The sequence below is a fragment of the Streptococcus mitis genome (assembly GCF_047459985.1).
Lineage (GTDB): Bacteria > Bacillota > Bacilli > Lactobacillales > Streptococcaceae > Streptococcus > Streptococcus mitis_DZ.
Map to the genome: position 1 here is coordinate 1 of NZ_JASHHD010000022.1, position 15,925 is coordinate 15,925.

Below are 15,925 nucleotides of genomic sequence, written 5' to 3' on the forward strand. Positions count from 1 at the left end.
GGATATTGGGGTCTTTGATATCGAGCAGTTTTGTGATAAAATGTAATTGTTCCATATGAATCCTTCTAATGATGGTTTAGTTGCTTTTCATTATAGATCTTATGGGACTTTTTTCTACACTAAAAAAAGCTCCATAATATCCATAGGGGATTTACCCACTACAAATATTATAGAGCCGTAAAATCAGGGTTCTCCTGATTTTTTGCTAGCTAGAGGAGATTAAACTGATGTTGAATAAGATAAGAGACTATCTAGACTTTGCAGGGATCCAGTATCGTAATCCAGATAAAGGGGGAGAGGAGAGAGAGAAGATGCTGGAATTGCGCCACAAAGGTCAAGAGGCCCGAAAGGCTTTTACAGAACTGGCTAAAGCCTTTCAAGCAAGTCACCCAGAATGGCTACTCCATAAGACTAGCCAGTGGATGAATCAAGCCCAACGTTTGCGACCGCATCTATGGGCCTATTTACAGTGTGAGGGGGAAGCGACAGAGCCTATGTTGGCCCTTCGTTTGTATGGAAGCCCTTCTGATTTTGGAGTTTCACTAGAAGTTAGTTTTATCGAACGTAAGAAGGATGACCGAACTTTAGACAAACAGACCAAGATCCTAGAAGTTCCAGTGGTAGAAGGAATTTATTATTTAGTCTATTCAGATGGAGAAAGTCAAAAGATGGAGGCTACTGAGGAAAATCGTCGTACTTTGCGTGAGAAGGTAAGCAGTCAAGAAATCCGAAAAGTTTTAGTGAAGGCAGATGTTTCTTTTATAGAAACTCAATCATTAGAAACGATTTTAGAAGAATTAGAAGAAGCTTATGAACGCTTACTTCCCTACTATCAGGCGACTAGAGAGTAGAAAACAAATGACTTATATAGAGTCGAATTGTTTGATTGCTATTCTATGTATTTTTTCATATAATAGTAAAATAGAATGTGTGATTTAGTAATCACCTCAAATAGAAAGGAAATTCTATGTCAAATCTATCTGTTAATGCAATTCGTTTCCTAGGTATTGACGCTATTAATAAAGCCAATTCAGGTCACCCAGGTGTGGTTATGGGAGCGGCTCCGATGGCTTATAGCCTCTTTACAAAACAACTTCGTATCAATCCAGCTCAACCAAACTGGATTAACCGTGATCGCTTTATTCTTTCAGCAGGACATGGTTCAATGCTTCTTTATGCCCTTCTTCACCTTTCTGGTTTTGAAGATGTCAGCATGGATGAAATCAAGAGCTTCCGTCAATGGGGTTCAAAAACACCAGGTCACCCAGAATTTGCTCATACAGCAGGAATTGATGCTACTACTGGACCTCTAGGGCAAGGGATTTCAACTGCCACTGGTTTTGCCCAGGCAGAACGTTTCTTGGCAGCTAAATATAACCGTGAAGGCTATAATATCTTTGACCACTATACTTATGTTATCTGTGGAGACGGAGACTTGATGGAAGGTGTTTCAAGCGAGGCGGCTTCTTACGCTGGTTTGCAAAAACTTGATAAATTGGTTGTTCTTTATGATTCAAATGACATCAACTTAGATGGTGAGACAAAGGATTCCTTTACAGAAAGTGTTCGTGACCGTTACAATGCCTACGGTTGGCATACTGCCTTGGTAGAAGATGGAACAGACTTGGAAGCCATCCATGCTGCTATCGAAACAGCTAAAACTTCAGGCAAACCATCTTTGATTGAAGTGAAGACTGTAATTGGATACGGTTCTCCAAATAAACAGGGAACTAATGCTGTACACGGTGCCCCTCTTGGAGCAGATGAAACTGCAGCAACTCGTCAAGCTCTTGGTTGGGACTATGAACCATTTGAAATCCCAGCTGAAGTTTATGCAGATTTCAAGGAAAATGTTGCAGACCGTGGCGCATCAGCTTATCAAGCTTGGACAAAATTAGTTGCTGACTATAAAGCAGCACATCCAGAATTAGCTGCAGAAGTAGAAGCCATCATCGACGGACGTGATCCAGTTGAAGTGACTCCAGCAGACTTCCCAGCCTTAGAAAATGGCTTCTCTCAAGCAACTCGTAACTCTAGCCAGGATGCCTTGAATGTTGTGGCAGCTAAGTTGCCAACCTTCCTTGGTGGGTCAGCTGACCTCGCTCATTCAAATATGACTTACATCAAAACTGATGGACTTCAAGATGATGCAAATCGCTTGAATCGCAACATCCAGTTTGGTGTTCGTGAATTTGCAATGGGTACAGTCTTGAACGGAATGGCTCTTCACGGTGGACTTCGTGTTTACGGAGGAACATTCTTCGTATTCTCAGACTACCTGAAAGCAGCGGTTCGATTGTCAGCTTTACAAGGTCTTCCAGTTACTTATGTCTTCACTCACGATTCAATCGCAGTTGGTGAAGATGGTCCGACTCATGAACCAGTTGAGCATTTAGCAGGTCTTCGTGCTATGCCAAATCTAAATGTTTTCCGTCCAGCAGATGCGCGTGAAACTCAAGCAGCTTGGTACCTTGCAGTGACAAGTGAGAAAACACCAACTGCTCTTGTCTTGACACGCCAAAACTTGACTGTTGAAGAGGGAACAGACTTCGACAAGGTTGCTAAAGGTGCTTATGTCGTCTATGAAAATGTATCCGACTTTGATACGATCTTGATTGCGACAGGTTCAGAGGTTAATCTTGCTGTCTCAGCTGCTAAAGAATTGGCTAGTCAAGGCGAAAAAGTCCGCGTAGTCAGCATGCCATCTACAGATGTCTTTGATAAGCAAGATGCAGCTTACAAGGAAGAAATTCTTCCAAATGCAGTCCGCCGTCGTGTTGCAGTCGAAATGGGTGCAAGTCAAAACTGGTACAAATATGTTGGTCTCGATGGTGCCGTTCTCGGTATTGATACCTTCGGAGCCTCTGCACCAGCACCAAAAGTATTGTCAGAATATGGATTTACTGTCGAAAATCTTGTAAAAGTCGTTCAAAACTTGAAATAATCCTAAAAATCAGGGCGCAAGCTCTGGTTTTTCTTACTAGAAAAGCAAGGTACAATCTTGTAAAAGTAGCTGAAATTTGATATAGTAGTCCTATGTAAAAGACAAAGGAGAAACTAATGAATCCAAATTATACATTTTTAATCATACTAGTCCTTATGATGGGCTTGATGTTCTTTACGCAACGTTCTCAAAAGAAACAAGCACAAAAACGTATGGAAAGCTTAAATAAACTGCAAAAAGGCTATGAAGTGATTACAATCGGTGGACTTTATGGAACAGTCGATGAAGTAGACACTGAGAAGAGAACGATTGTTCTTGATGTAGATGGAGTTTACTTGACTTTTGAACTAGCTGCTATCAAGACCGTATTGCCACTGAAAGAAGCGGTTACACCAGAAGGAACAGTTGTTGACGAAGGCGGAGCAATCGAAGAATAAAACGGGACCTGTCACTCCCGTTTTTCTATGAGATGAGAGGAAAAGGGATGAAAAAAATAGTATTTGTTTGCTTAGGAAATATTTGCCGAAGTCCCATGGCCGAGTTTGTTATGAAATCAATGACAGATAATTATGAAATCCAAAGTCGAGCGACTTCCTCTTGGGAACATGGCAATCCGATTCATAAGGGAACTCAAGGGATTTTTCAAGAGTATGAGATTCCTTATGAAAAAGGCAAGACATCGCTTCAGATTAGTAAGGAAGATTTTGAAGCCTTTGATTATATTATCGGAATGGACGCTTCAAATGTTTCTGACTTACGTCAGATGTGTCCAGTAGACTGTCAAGATAAGATTTACTCATTTGCATCTGAAAGTGTTCCAGATCCTTGGTATACAGGAGATTTTGAGGAAACCTACCAGCGTGTTCAAGAGGGCTGTCAAACTTGGTTAGAGCGTTTAGAAAAGGAGAGTAAAGATGGAAAATCTTAAGAATTTTTACGAGAAGTATCGTGTCTATCTGACTCGTCCACGTTTAGAGCTTTTAGCAGTAGTTGCCATTGTTTTTTGTGCCGTACTCGTCTTTTTTCTAAATATTCCCGGAAAAGGTGTTCTAAAGCTTGATAATGGAACGATTGTTTACGACGGCAGTCTTGTCCGTGGTAAAATGAATGGCCAAGGTACCATTACCTTCCAAAATGGAGACCAATATACAGGTGGTTTCAACAATGGAGCCTTCAATGGAAAAGGTACTTTTCAATCTAAAGAAGGATGGACCTACGAAGGTGATTTTGTAAATGGTCAGGCTGAAGGACAAGGAAAACTAACAACAGAACAAGAAGTCGTTTATGAAGGGACTTTTAAACAAGGCGTTTTTCAACAAAAATAAAGCCTCCTTATCAAAGGAGGTATTGTTAGAATTTTTAAGTAAGCGCTTACTTTGAAATTCTTTGTTTTCCAACCTACTCTTCCAAGCAAGTTTGTGAAATAAAAAATCTTTGAAATAAATTTCACAAATTTTAAAGAAAAAACTTGATAGGCAAAGATAATGATAAAAATTTCACAAGAAACTAAAAATTCTTTGTGAAATGTTTATGAAACTGTTTACAAATCTTGAAAAAAGAGTTATAATAACATTGTGAAAAAATTAACAAAGGACTTACAATCCTTGAAAGCTATGGAGGAAAATATGGCTGATAAAAAAACTGTAACACCAGAGGAAAAGAAACTCGCTGCTGAAAAGCATGTCGATGGTTTAGTTCAAAAAGCTTTGGTTGCCCTTGAAGAAATGCGTAAACTCGACCAAGATCAGGTCGATTATATCGTAGCAAAAGCTTCAGTTGCAGCACTTGATGCTCACGGAGAATTGGCTTTACATGCCTTTGAAGAAACAGGACGTGGAGTATTTGAAGATAAAGCAACCAAGAACCTATTTGCTTGTGAGCACGTAGTAAACAACATGCGCCACACTAAAACAGTTGGTGTTATCGAAGAAGATGATGTAACAGGATTGACTCTTATCGCTGAACCAGTTGGTGTTGTTTGTGGGATCACTCCAACAACAAACCCTACTTCAACAGCAATCTTTAAAGCGTTGATTTCATTGAAGACTCGTAATCCTATTGTCTTTGCATTCCACCCATCAGCTCAAGAATCATCAGCTCACGCAGCTCAAATCGTTCGTGATGCAGCGATTAAAGCAGGTGCTCCTGAAAACTGTGTACAGTGGATTACTGAACCATCTATGGAAGCAACTAGTGCATTGATGAACCACGAAGGTATTGCAACTATCCTTGCAACAGGTGGTAATGCCATGGTTAAAGCGGCATACTCATGTGGTAAACCAGCTCTTGGGGTAGGTGCCGGAAACGTTCCAGCTTATGTTGAAAAATCAGCTAACATCCGCCAAGCTGCTCACGATATCGTAATGTCTAAATCATTTGACAATGGTATGGTCTGTGCATCTGAACAAGCGGTTATCATTGATAAAGAAATTTACGATGAATTTGTAGCAGAGTTCAAATCTTACCACACTTACTTTGTAAACAAAAAAGAAAAAGCACTTCTTGAAGAGTTCTGCTTCGGTGTAAAAGCTAACAGCAAAAACTGTGCTGGTGCAAAATTGAACGCTGACATCGTTGGTAAACCAGCAACTTGGATTGCAGAACAAGCAGGATTTACTGTTCCAGAAGGAACAAACATTCTTGCTGCAGAATGTAAAGAAGTTGGTGAAAACGAGCCATTGACTCGTGAAAAATTGTCACCAGTTATCGCAGTTTTGAAATCTGAAAGCCGTGAAGATGGTATCGCTAAAGCTCGTCAAATGGTTGAATTTAACGGTCTTGGACACTCAGCTGCCATCCATACTGCCGATGAAGAATTGACTAAAGAATTTGGTAAAGCTGTTAAAGCTATTCGTGTTATCTGTAACTCACCTTCTACTTTCGGTGGTATCGGGGACGTTTATAATGCCTTCTTGCCATCATTGACACTCGGATGTGGTTCTTACGGACGTAACTCAGTTGGGGATAACGTTAGTGCCATCAACCTCTTAAATATCAAAAAAGTCGGAAGACGGAGAAATAACATGCAATGGATGAAACTTCCTTCAAAAACATACTTTGAACGTGATTCAATTCAATACCTTCAAAAATGTCGTGACGTTGAACGTGTCATGATCGTTACTGACCATGCCATGGTCGAGCTTGGTTTCCTTGATCGTATCATCGAACAGCTTGACCTTCGTCGCAATAAGGTTGTTTACCAAATCTTTGCTGATGTAGAACCAGATCCAGATATCACTACAGTTGAACGTGGTACTGAAATCATGCGTGCCTTCCAACCAGATACAATCATCGCTCTTGGTGGTGGATCTCCAATGGATGCTGCTAAAGTAATGTGGCTCTTCTACGAGCAACCAGAAGTGGACTTCCGTGACCTTGTACAAAAATTCATGGATATCCGTAAACGTGCCTTCAAATTCCCATTGCTTGGTAAGAAGACTAAATTCATCGCAATTCCAACTACATCTGGTACAGGATCTGAAGTAACTCCATTTGCCGTTATCTCTGATAAAGCAAACAACCGTAAATACCCAATCGCTGACTACTCATTGACACCAACTGTGGCAATCGTAGACCCTGCTTTGGTATTGACAATTCCTGGATTTGTTGCTGCTGATACTGGTATGGACGTATTGACTCACGCGACTGAAGCTTACGTATCACAAATGGCTAGCGACTACACTGACGGACTTGCTCTTCAAGCTATCAAACTTGTATTCGAAAACCTTGAAAGCTCAGTTAAGAATGCAGACTTCCACTCACGTGAGAAAATGCATAACGCTTCAACAATCGCTGGTATGGCCTTTGCAAATGCCTTCCTAGGTATTTCTCACTCAATGGCTCACAAGATTGGTGCGCAATTCCACACAGTTCACGGACGTACAAATGCAATCTTGCTTCCATACGTTATCCGCTACAACGGTACTCGCCCAGCTAAGACAGCTACATGGCCTAAGTACAACTACTACCGTGCAGATGAGAAATATCAAGATATCGCTCGTATGCTTGGACTGCCAGCTTCTACACCAGAAGAAGGGGTGGAATCTTTCGCAAAAGCTGTTTACGAACTCGGTGAGCGCGTAGGTATCGAAATGAACTTCAAAGCACAAGGTGTTGACGAAAAAGAATGGAAAGAACATTCACGTGAATTGGCCTTCCTTGCTTATGAAGACCAATGTTCACCTGCAAACCCACGTCTTCCAATGGTTGACCATATGCAAGAAATCATCGAAGATGCATACTATGGTTACAAAGAAAGACCAGGACGCCGTAAATAATTAATTATCAGCCTAGAGGCAGGAATTTCCTGTCTCTTTTTTGTACATTTTTTGAAGAAATGTTATAATAAGCGTATATAATTATTTGAATACCAAACATTTTTATGACGTTGTGAGGAAGAAATGGGACAAGTGAATGAATTAGGAGAGAAGGTACGTCTTCTAAGAGAGGAGAAAGGGCTTAGTCGTCCAGTCTTTTGTGGGGATGAGTCAGAATTGTCAGTCCGTCAGTTGGTCCGCATCGAAAAAGGAGAATTTCGTCCTACGATAAAAACACTAGAATATATAGCGAATAGGCTAGATATTCCATCTTATATTCTGATGCCGGATTACAAGGAATTACCTAAACGTTACCAAGAATTAAAATACTTTCTTCTTCATCATCCTGACTATGGAGACAAAGAGTTGCAGGAGCAAAAAGAAGAATATTTTGATGAGATTTTTGAATATTTTTATGATGATTTGCCACGTGATGAGAAAGTGCTAGTGGATTGTCTTCAAGCCATAGATGCAGTGAGAGCAACTAGTAACTCCTTGTATGGTGAAAGTGTGCTTGAAAATGGTCTACAGGACTTACTATCCAGAGATGTATATAAAGCGGAGGATCTATTAAGACTGAGGTTGTATTTTGCATGTAACTTAATGGATGGTTTGAAAGCGGGTGAAATAAAAGAATCTGAGTATGAGAATATTCTTTATTTTCATGAGAAACTAAGTTCGCAGATTGATAAGATAGAGTTCGATTGTTTAGACTTACTTAGAGATTCCTTACTAGCTTCTTTAACTTGTATAGAGATTATGGGGCTGTTTCATTATTTTAAGAGGGCAGTTGAGACCTTAAATAAAATAGGGCAAAAAACACGAGATTTTCAAAAACAACCGATTGTCTTGATGCTTGAGTGGAAATATTATATTCAGACAGATTATGATTCAGCCAAACAAAAGTATGAAGAAGCAAAAATGATGGCGAGGATGTTTGGTAATGAGCAGTTAATCGTTAGTTTAGATAATGAATGGGCCGAGGACCTAGAAAGATATCGTTGAAGGGTTTATAGGAGTGACATTTCTGTCATTGGGGAAATGTTGCTTTTTTGTTACAATGGATTCAAAAAAAGAAGGAATTTTTTTGAATCTGATTCTGTTAGATTAATTTATATAAGCATTGTTTATTGTAGTTTGTAACGGTTCACGATATCACAAGTGATTAAAGGAGATGTCCATGTCTATTTTATCCATTAAAAATATTTCAAAATTTTACGCTTTGGACGGTAAAAATAGAGAGCAAGCTTTAAGGAATATTAACTTGCAGATTGCAGAAGGGAAAATAACTGCGATTTATGGTCCATCAGGCTGTGGAAAAACTAGTCTACTGAATATCATCAGTGGTCTAGATAGAGAGTATGAGGGAGTTTTAGCTTTTAAGGGAGAATCTCTCAGGGATTTATCGGAGATTGAACTAACTCAATTTCGTAAAGATAATATTGGATTTGTTTTTCAAAATTTCAATCTCATTCCTCACCAGTCAGTTTTGGACAATGTCAAGTTGCCTCTCTATGTCAAAGATTTATCCGATAAAGAAATGACAAGAATAGCTCAAGAGCAACTAATCAGTTTAGGAATGGAACCTTTTATGGCTAAGAATGTCAAGCAACTTTCTGGAGGTCAAAAGCAACGTGTAGCGATTGCGCGTGCTCTGGTTAATCAGCCGGATATGATTGTAGCTGATGAGCCAACAGGGTCACTGGATTCTCAATCCCAAGAAATGGTATTAGAAGTATTTAAAAGTTTGGCCAAATCTGGGAAAACCGTACTGATTGTGACTCATAACCCAGAAGTAGCTGAATATGCAGATGTAATTATCAAAATGAAGGATGGTGAAGTCGTTGAAGAAGTCAAAAAATAAAGGATTATCCTTTAAAAATAAATTCAAACTTTCTTTGGGTAACTTTATGGAAAGAAAGTGGCGCAACTTACTAATTGCGGTGGCAACCTCGATTGGTTTTGTAGGCGTGTTGATTTCTTTTGGTCTAGGAAATGCCTTGATTTCGATGATCGATGAAAATACCAACGGTGGTAAGCTTCCTTCCCAAGTTCAGATTGCACTGAATTCCAGCGTTGCTGGAAGAGGTTTTCTGAACCAAGATGATAAGAACTACATCACAGACACGATTGGGAAAGAAAATATTAAATATCTAGAGAGTCCTTTTGGCATGACCATGTCAAAGATTAGCATAGACGGACACGAAGTGGATTTTAGCCAAGCCATGCCTTCTTATGCTCAAGTCGTGAGTTTATATGAAGATACAAGTATTTCTGTTAGTAGCAATGAGACAGACAAAGTGCTAGCAGGCTCTCTTTATACGGATGTTAACGAGCAGGGATTAACGATTCCGATGAGTTTGCTCAAAAATTGGAATGAACAAACAGGGAAAAATCTGACAGCTAGTGATGTGATTGGCAAACCAGTCTCGGCAACCATTGTAGAAAATGGTGCCGAAGGTAGCAAGAATTCTCAATTTCAAACGAAGATTGTACGTGTCATCAATGATGAAGATGACATGGAGGACAGCAATAGTTTCATGCCGTCTTATCAAATGGAATCCATTTTGAAAGAAGCTGGATTTACAAAGACTGTATCTTATTTTATTTTGGAGCTTAAAGATCCATCTCGTACAAAAACAGTAACAGAAGGATTGCAGAAAAATAAGAAGTATACAGTTCTTTCTCAACAGGCTGTTCTTGATATTGTGATTACCTTTATTCGTGTCATCCAAGGACTACTGATTGTGCTTTCTTCACAAGCGATTGTGGTGGCGGCGGTCATGATAGGAATCATCATTTATATCAATATCATGCAACGTTCTAAGGAAATCGGTGTCATGAAGGCAGTTGGTTATCAGAATCGTGATGTCAAAGGAATTTTTATTTACGAGGCTATCTGGATTGTAGGAATCGCCTTGCTACTAGCCTTTTTGGTAGCACAAGGGGTGGGAAGTTTGGCGAATGCGATTGTAAGTCACTTTTATCCATCCATCACTAAGGTTTTTGAATTAAATCTTTTATCTGTTTTAGGAACTCTAGTTTTCGCTCTATTGCTTGGCTATGTATCAGCCTACTTCCCAGCGCGTAAAATTAGTAAAATGGATCCTGTAGAATCGCTACGATATGAATAGTTAAGGACGTTACTAGATTATAGTCCCTAAAAAAGAAACTAACATAGAAAAACAATGCCCGTACTTGCAATTCAACTCAAATAGTTATATAATAGGTTTGTTGAAAGGTGATTTGTAGTGATTCAAGTTACTCTTTTCACAATAAAAATTTCATGATTTTCATAAGGAGGAAATCACTAATGGTAGTTAAAGTTGGTATTAACGGTTTCGGACGTATTGGTCGTCTTGCTTTCCGTCGTATCCAAAACGTAGAAGGTGTTGAAGTTACACGCATCAACGACCTTACAGATCCAGTTATGCTTGCACACTTGTTGAAATACGACACAACTCAAGGTCGTTTCGACGGTACTGTTGAAGTTAAAGAAGGTGGATTTGAAGTTAACGGTAAATTCGTTAAAGTTTCTGCTGAACGTGATCCAGAGCAAATCGACTGGGCTACTGACGGTGTAGAAATCGTTCTTGAAGCTACTGGTTTCTTTGCTAAGAAAGAAGCAGCTGAAAAACACCTTAAAGGTGGAGCTAAAAAAGTTGTTATCACTGCTCCTGGTGGAAACGACGTTAAAACAGTTGTATTCAACACTAACCACGACGTTCTTGACGGTACTGAAACAGTTATCTCAGGTGCTTCATGTACTACAAACTGCTTGGCTCCAATGGCTAAAGCTCTTCAAGACAACTTTGGTGTTGTTGAAGGATTGATGACTACTATCCACGCTTACACTGGTGACCAAATGATTCTTGACGGACCACACCGTGGTGGTGACCTTCGCCGTGCTCGCGCTGGTGCTGCAAACATCGTTCCTAACTCAACTGGTGCTGCTAAAGCTATCGGTCTTGTAATCCCAGAATTGAACGGTAAACTTGACGGATCTGCACAACGCGTTCCAACTCCAACTGGATCAGTTACTGAATTGGTAGCAGTTCTTGAAAAGAACGTTACTGTTGATGAAGTGAACGCAGCTATGAAAGCAGCTTCAAACGAATCATACGGTTACACAGAAGATCCAATCGTATCTTCAGATATCGTAGGTATGTCTTACGGTTCATTGTTTGACGCAACTCAAACTAAAGTTCTTGATGTTGACGGTAAACAATTGGTTAAAGTTGTTTCATGGTACGACAACGAAATGTCATACACTGCACAACTTGTACGTACTCTTGAATACTTCGCAAAAATTGCCAAATAATTCATGAGTCGATAAAAAGCAAGGCCTCTTGGTCTTGCTTTTCTTATATGGAAAAATGGATGACACGACAATCATCCATTCTTTTTTAATTCTTTTTCAAAAGTATCTGAAAGGGCAGTGAATCTTAATTTCTCTAAAGTAAGTGGATGGGTAAAGGAAAGTCGAAAGGCGTGGAGCATAAGCCGACTTGTTTTTGATGTACTATTATAGAGAGGGTCACCCAGGATAGGAAAGTTATGATGGGAAAGGTGCACACGAATTTGATGGGTTCGCCCTGTCTTTAGTTTGCAACGAACCAAGGAAGTCTTGTTTGAGAATTGCTTTAATCTGCTCACATGTGTTTCAGCGTATTGCCCGTTTTTTGTATCAACCACTCGTTTTCTGCGGTCATGACGATTACGTCCGATTTTGTCTCTGAAAACAAGCTCTTTACTGTTGATATTTCCATCAACTAGTGCCCAGTACTCTCTCGAGATTTCTTTTTTCTCCAATAAACGATTGAGAATAGGCAGGATAAAAGGATTTTTGGCAAAGAGAACCAAACCACTGGTTTCCATGTCTAGGCGATGAACGACATAGCAGGTTTGGCCAATATAGGCACTGACATGGTTAAGAAGAGCAATTTCATTTGGTTGATTACCATGCGTTTTCATCCCCTCTGGTTTGTTAACAATAATCAAGAGTTGATCTTGATAAACCTCTTGAACGAGGTCAGGGTTGCCCCAAGGGATTTCCTTTTTGGGATAATCTTCCTCGTCAAAAGTCAACTGGCAAATATCTCCAGGATTCACTACCTCGTTCCAGTGAACTTCTCGCTGATTGATTAAAATATGTTTCTTAATTCTTAAAAAATGCCGGATTTTTCTAGGGATGAGGAGTTGCTCCTCAAGTAATTGCTTCACCGTCATTTGAGGTAAAGAGGCGGGTAATGTAAATGTGAATTGCATACAGATATTGTAACAAAAAAAGCCCTATTTGGATAGGAAATAGCTAAATTCTTGTCTTCCTATGATGAAGATGATAAAATAAACGCATGAAATTAGATAAATTATTTGAGAAATTTCTTTCTCTTTTTAAAAAAGAAACAAGTGAATCAGAGGATTCTGATTCTACTAGCTTACGTCGTTCTCGCAGTGATAGAAAAAAATTGACCCAAGTAGGTCCAATTCGAAAATTCTGGCGTCGCTATCATCTAACAAAGATTGTCCTTATACTAGGTTTGAGTACAAGCTTGCTAGTTGGGACCTATTTGTTTGCTGTAGCCAAGTCAACCAATGTCAATGATTTGCAAAATGCCTTGAAAACTCGAACTATCATTTTTGACCGTGAAGAAAAAGAGGCCGGTGCCTTGTCTGGTCAAAAGGGAACCTATGTTGAACTGACTGATATCAGTAAAAATTTGCAGAATGCCGTTATTGCTACAGAAGACCGCTCTTTCTATAAAAATGACGGGATTAACTATGGTCGTTTCTTCTTGGCGATTGTCACTGCTGGTCGTTCAGGTGGTGGTTCTACTATTACCCAACAGCTGGCTAAGAATGCCTATTTGTCACAGGATCAAACTGTCGAGAGAAAAGCAAAAGAATTTTTCCTTGCCTTAGAATTAACAAAAAAATATAGTAAGGATCAAATTCTAACCATGTACCTTAACAACGCCTATTTTGGAAATGGTGTGTGGGGTGTAGAAGATGCGAGTAAGAAATACTTTGGAGTTTCTGCATCGGAAGTGAGTTTGGATCAAGCTGCGACTCTGGCAGGAATGCTAAAGGGGCCGGAGTTATATAATCCTTTGAATTCTGTAGAAGATTCGACCAATCGTCGCGATACTGTTTTGCAAAATATGGTTGCAGCAGGATATATTGATAAAAATCAAGAAACCGAAGCTGCAGAAGTTGATATGACTTCGCAATTGCACGATAAGTATGAAGGAAAAATTTCAGATTACCGTTACCCCTCTTATTTTGACGCGGTTGTTAATGAGGCTGTTTCCAAGTATAATCTAACAGAGGAAGAAATTGTTAATAATGGCTACCGCATTTACACAGAGCTGGATCAAAACTACCAAGCAAATATGCAGGTTGTCTATGAAAACACATCGCTATTTCCGAGAGCAGAAGATGGAACCTTTGCTCAATCAGGAAGTGTAGCTCTCGAACCGAAAACAGGGGGAGTTCGAGGAGTTGTCGGTCAAGTTGCTAACAATGATAAAACGGGATTCCGGAATTTCAACTATGCAACCCAATCAAAACGTAGCCCTGGCTCTACAATTAAACCTTTAGTTGTTTATACCCCAGCAGTTGAAGCAGGCTGGGCTTTGAATAAGCAGTTGGATAACCATACCATGCAGTATGACAGCTATAAGGTTGATAATTATGCAGGAATCAAAACGAGTCGAGAAGTTCCTATGTATCAAGCCTTGGCAGAATCGCTTAATCTGCCTGCTGTTGCCACTGTTAATGATTTGGGCGTTGACAAGGCTTTTGAGGCAGGAGAAAAATTTGGGCTCAACATGGAAAAGGTCGATCGTGTTCTTGGTGTTGCCTTGGGAAGCGGTATTGAAACCAACCCTCTTCAAATGGCTCAAGCATATGCTGCTTTTGCAAATGAAGGTTTAATGCCGGAAGCCCATTTTATTAGTAGAATTGAAAATGCTAGTGGTCAGGTTATTGCCAGCCATAAAAATTCACAAAAACGGGTGATTGATAAGTCTGTAGCTGACAAGATGACTAGTATGATGTTAGGTACATTCACTAACGGCACCGGTATTAGTTCATCGCCTGCAGATTATGTCATGGCAGGGAAAACTGGTACGACTGAAGCAGTTTTCAATCCTGAATACACAAGTGACCAGTGGGTGATTGGTTATACTCCGGATGTAGTGATTAGTCACTGGCTTGGTTTCCCGACGACTGATGAAAATCACTATCTAGCAGGTTCTACCTCAAACGGTGCAGCCCATGTCTTTAGAAACATAGCAAATACCATTTTACCTTATACGCCAGGAAGTACCTTTACAGTTGAAAATGCTTATAAACAAAATGGAATTGCACCAGCTAACACAAAAAGACAAGTGCAAACTAATGACAATAGCCAGACAGATGATAATTTGTCTGATATTCGAGGACGTGCGCAAAGTCTAGTAGATGAGGCTAGTCGGGCTATCTCGGATGCGAAGATTAAGGAAAAGGCTCAAACAATATGGGATTCGATAGTCAATCTATTTCGTTAAGATGCTTGTCAAAGCCTAGCTTTCTTGTTATAATAGATAAGATGGAGGCGTTATGGCACTAAAAAAAGCAAGCCTAGCTTGTGCGGTTTGTGGTTCGAGAAACTATTCAATCAAGATCAGCGGAAACCCCAAACCTACACGACTAGAAGTAAATAAATTTTGTAAGCATTGTGGCAAGTACACTACACACAGAGAAACGAGATAGGAGAGAGCGATGCGTTTTATTGGAGATATTTTTAGACTTCTTAAAGACACAACATGGCCAACTCGCAAGGAAAGCTGGAGAGATTTTCGTTCTATCATGGAATACACTGCTTTCTTTGTAGTAATTATTTACATTTTTGACCAGTTGATTGTTTCAGGTTTGATTCGATTTATTAACATTTTTTAGAAGGTTAGTGGAGTTAATTACACTAGAAATCTTCTATTTATGAAAGGAAATATCATGGATAGTTTTGATAAAGGGTGGTTTGTTTTACAAACTTATTCTGGTTATGAAAATAAGGTAAAAGAAAATCTATTGCAACGTGCACAAACCTACAATATGTTGGATAATATTTTACGTGTTGAAATTCCAACACAAACAGTGCAAGTTGAAAAAAATGGAAAGAGAAAAGAAGTAGAAGAAAATCGCTTTCCAGGTTATGTTCTTGTAGAAATGGTCATGACAGATGAAGCTTGGTTTGTCGTTCGAAACACACCAAATGTTACAGGATTTGTCGGATCACACGGGAATAGATCAAAACCAACTCCATTATTGGAACAAGAAATTCGTGACATTTTGGTATCTATGGGACAAACTGTTCAAGAATTTGATTTCGATGTTGAGGTTGGTCAAACTGTACGTATTATTGATGGTGCTTTTGCAGATTATACTGGTAAGATTACAGAGATTGATAACAACAAAGTGAAGATGATTATCTCTATGTTTGGTAATGACACAGTTGCAGAAGTAAACCTAAACCAAATTGCAGAATTATAACCCCAAAGAGAGGCATGCCCTCTCTTTTTTGTGCAGTTTAGACGGTGTAGGGGACAGAACGGGAGAAAAGGTCCAAAAGTGTTTCTGAATCTGTTAGACTGTATCTAGAAAGGGGAATAGAATGTTTAAAAAA

The 15,925-nt window shown here is 39.5% G+C and carries 15 protein-coding genes; 14 read left to right on the forward strand and 1 reads right to left on the reverse strand.

What is annotated here, in order from left to right; genetic code table 11:
- Nucleotides 1–227 precede the first annotated feature (227 nt).
- The 10 genes from QM959_RS08940 to gap all read left to right on the forward strand — a co-directional run bounded on the left by QM959_RS08940 (nt 228) and on the right by gap (nt 11,581).
- Entirely contained in the window at nt 228–851 is a 624-nt protein-coding gene (locus QM959_RS08940; RefSeq protein ID WP_414372771.1) for an HI_0552 family protein, read from the forward strand.
- Nucleotides 852–967: 116 nt separating this feature from the next.
- On the forward strand, nt 968–2,944 hold the full coding sequence (gene tkt, locus QM959_RS08945; RefSeq protein WP_414372772.1) for a transketolase: 1,977 nt from the start codon (nt 968–970) through the stop codon (nt 2,942–2,944).
- Between the two features lie 116 nt (nt 2,945–3,060).
- Entirely contained in the window at nt 3,061–3,381 is a 321-nt protein-coding gene (gene yajC / locus QM959_RS08950; RefSeq protein ID WP_414372774.1) for a preprotein translocase subunit YajC, read from the forward strand.
- A 47-nt stretch (nt 3,382–3,428) separates the two neighbouring features.
- Nucleotides 3,429–3,872 carry a low molecular weight protein-tyrosine-phosphatase gene (locus tag QM959_RS08955; protein ID WP_414372776.1) on the forward strand — a complete coding sequence of 148 codons (444 nt, stop codon included), beginning with the start codon at nt 3,429–3,431 and terminating at the stop codon, nt 3,870–3,872.
- On the forward strand, nt 3,859–4,269 hold the full coding sequence (locus QM959_RS08960) for a hypothetical protein (protein WP_414372778.1): 411 nt from the start codon (nt 3,859–3,861) through the stop codon (nt 4,267–4,269). The genes QM959_RS08955 and QM959_RS08960 overlap by 14 nt, the downstream gene beginning before the upstream one ends.
- A gap of 300 nt (nt 4,270–4,569) precedes the next feature.
- Complete coding sequence (gene adhE, locus QM959_RS08965) at nt 4,570–7,221, forward strand: bifunctional acetaldehyde-CoA/alcohol dehydrogenase (protein ID WP_414372780.1); 2,652 nt, start codon at nt 4,570–4,572, stop codon at nt 7,219–7,221.
- A gap of 123 nt (nt 7,222–7,344) precedes the next feature.
- Entirely contained in the window at nt 7,345–8,265 is a 921-nt protein-coding gene (locus QM959_RS08970; RefSeq protein WP_414372782.1) for an XRE family transcriptional regulator, read from the forward strand.
- A 175-nt stretch (nt 8,266–8,440) separates the two neighbouring features.
- Entirely contained in the window at nt 8,441–9,124 is a 684-nt protein-coding gene (locus tag QM959_RS08975) for an ABC transporter ATP-binding protein (RefSeq protein WP_414372784.1), read from the forward strand.
- Nucleotides 9,093–10,394 (forward strand): ABC transporter permease, encoded by a 1,302-nt coding sequence (locus QM959_RS08980; RefSeq protein WP_414372786.1) that lies wholly within the window; start codon nt 9,093–9,095, stop codon nt 10,392–10,394. Before QM959_RS08975 ends, QM959_RS08980 begins: the two co-directional genes overlap by 32 nt.
- Before the next feature lie 179 nt (nt 10,395–10,573).
- Nucleotides 10,574–11,581 (forward strand): type I glyceraldehyde-3-phosphate dehydrogenase, encoded by a 1,008-nt coding sequence (gap, locus tag QM959_RS08985; protein WP_000260685.1) that lies wholly within the window; start codon nt 10,574–10,576, stop codon nt 11,579–11,581.
- 71 nt (nt 11,582–11,652) lie between these two features.
- On the opposite strand, the gene QM959_RS08990 is transcribed toward gap, so the two are convergent.
- Nucleotides 11,653–12,528: an RluA family pseudouridine synthase gene (locus QM959_RS08990; RefSeq protein WP_414372790.1), complete on the reverse strand. Its 876-nt coding sequence runs from the start codon at nt 12,526–12,528 to the stop codon at nt 11,653–11,655.
- 86 nt (nt 12,529–12,614) lie between these two features.
- Here QM959_RS08990 and pbp2a point away from each other — a divergent pair, with 86 nt between their 5' ends.
- Genes pbp2a through nusG form a run of 4 tightly spaced genes read left to right on the forward strand, consistent with a single transcriptional unit; the run spans nt 12,615 to nt 15,792 of the window.
- Nucleotides 12,615–14,810, forward strand: coding sequence for a penicillin-binding protein PBP2A (gene pbp2a, locus QM959_RS08995; RefSeq protein ID WP_414372792.1), 2,196 nt, complete (start codon nt 12,615–12,617; stop codon nt 14,808–14,810).
- A 52-nt stretch (nt 14,811–14,862) separates the two neighbouring features.
- A complete protein-coding gene (gene rpmG / locus QM959_RS09000; RefSeq protein ID WP_001809375.1) occupies nt 14,863–15,015 on the forward strand; it encodes a 50S ribosomal protein L33 in 153 nt (50 codons plus the stop codon).
- Between the two features lie 9 nt (nt 15,016–15,024).
- The gene (gene secE / locus QM959_RS09005; RefSeq protein WP_001210991.1) at nt 15,025–15,201 is read left to right on the forward strand and encodes a preprotein translocase subunit SecE; all 177 of its coding nucleotides are present in this window, start codon (nt 15,025–15,027) and stop codon (nt 15,199–15,201) included.
- A 54-nt stretch (nt 15,202–15,255) separates the two neighbouring features.
- The gene (gene nusG / locus QM959_RS09010) at nt 15,256–15,792 is read left to right on the forward strand and encodes a transcription termination/antitermination protein NusG (RefSeq protein ID WP_000376739.1); all 537 of its coding nucleotides are present in this window, start codon (nt 15,256–15,258) and stop codon (nt 15,790–15,792) included.
- Nucleotides 15,793–15,925 lie beyond the last annotated feature (133 nt).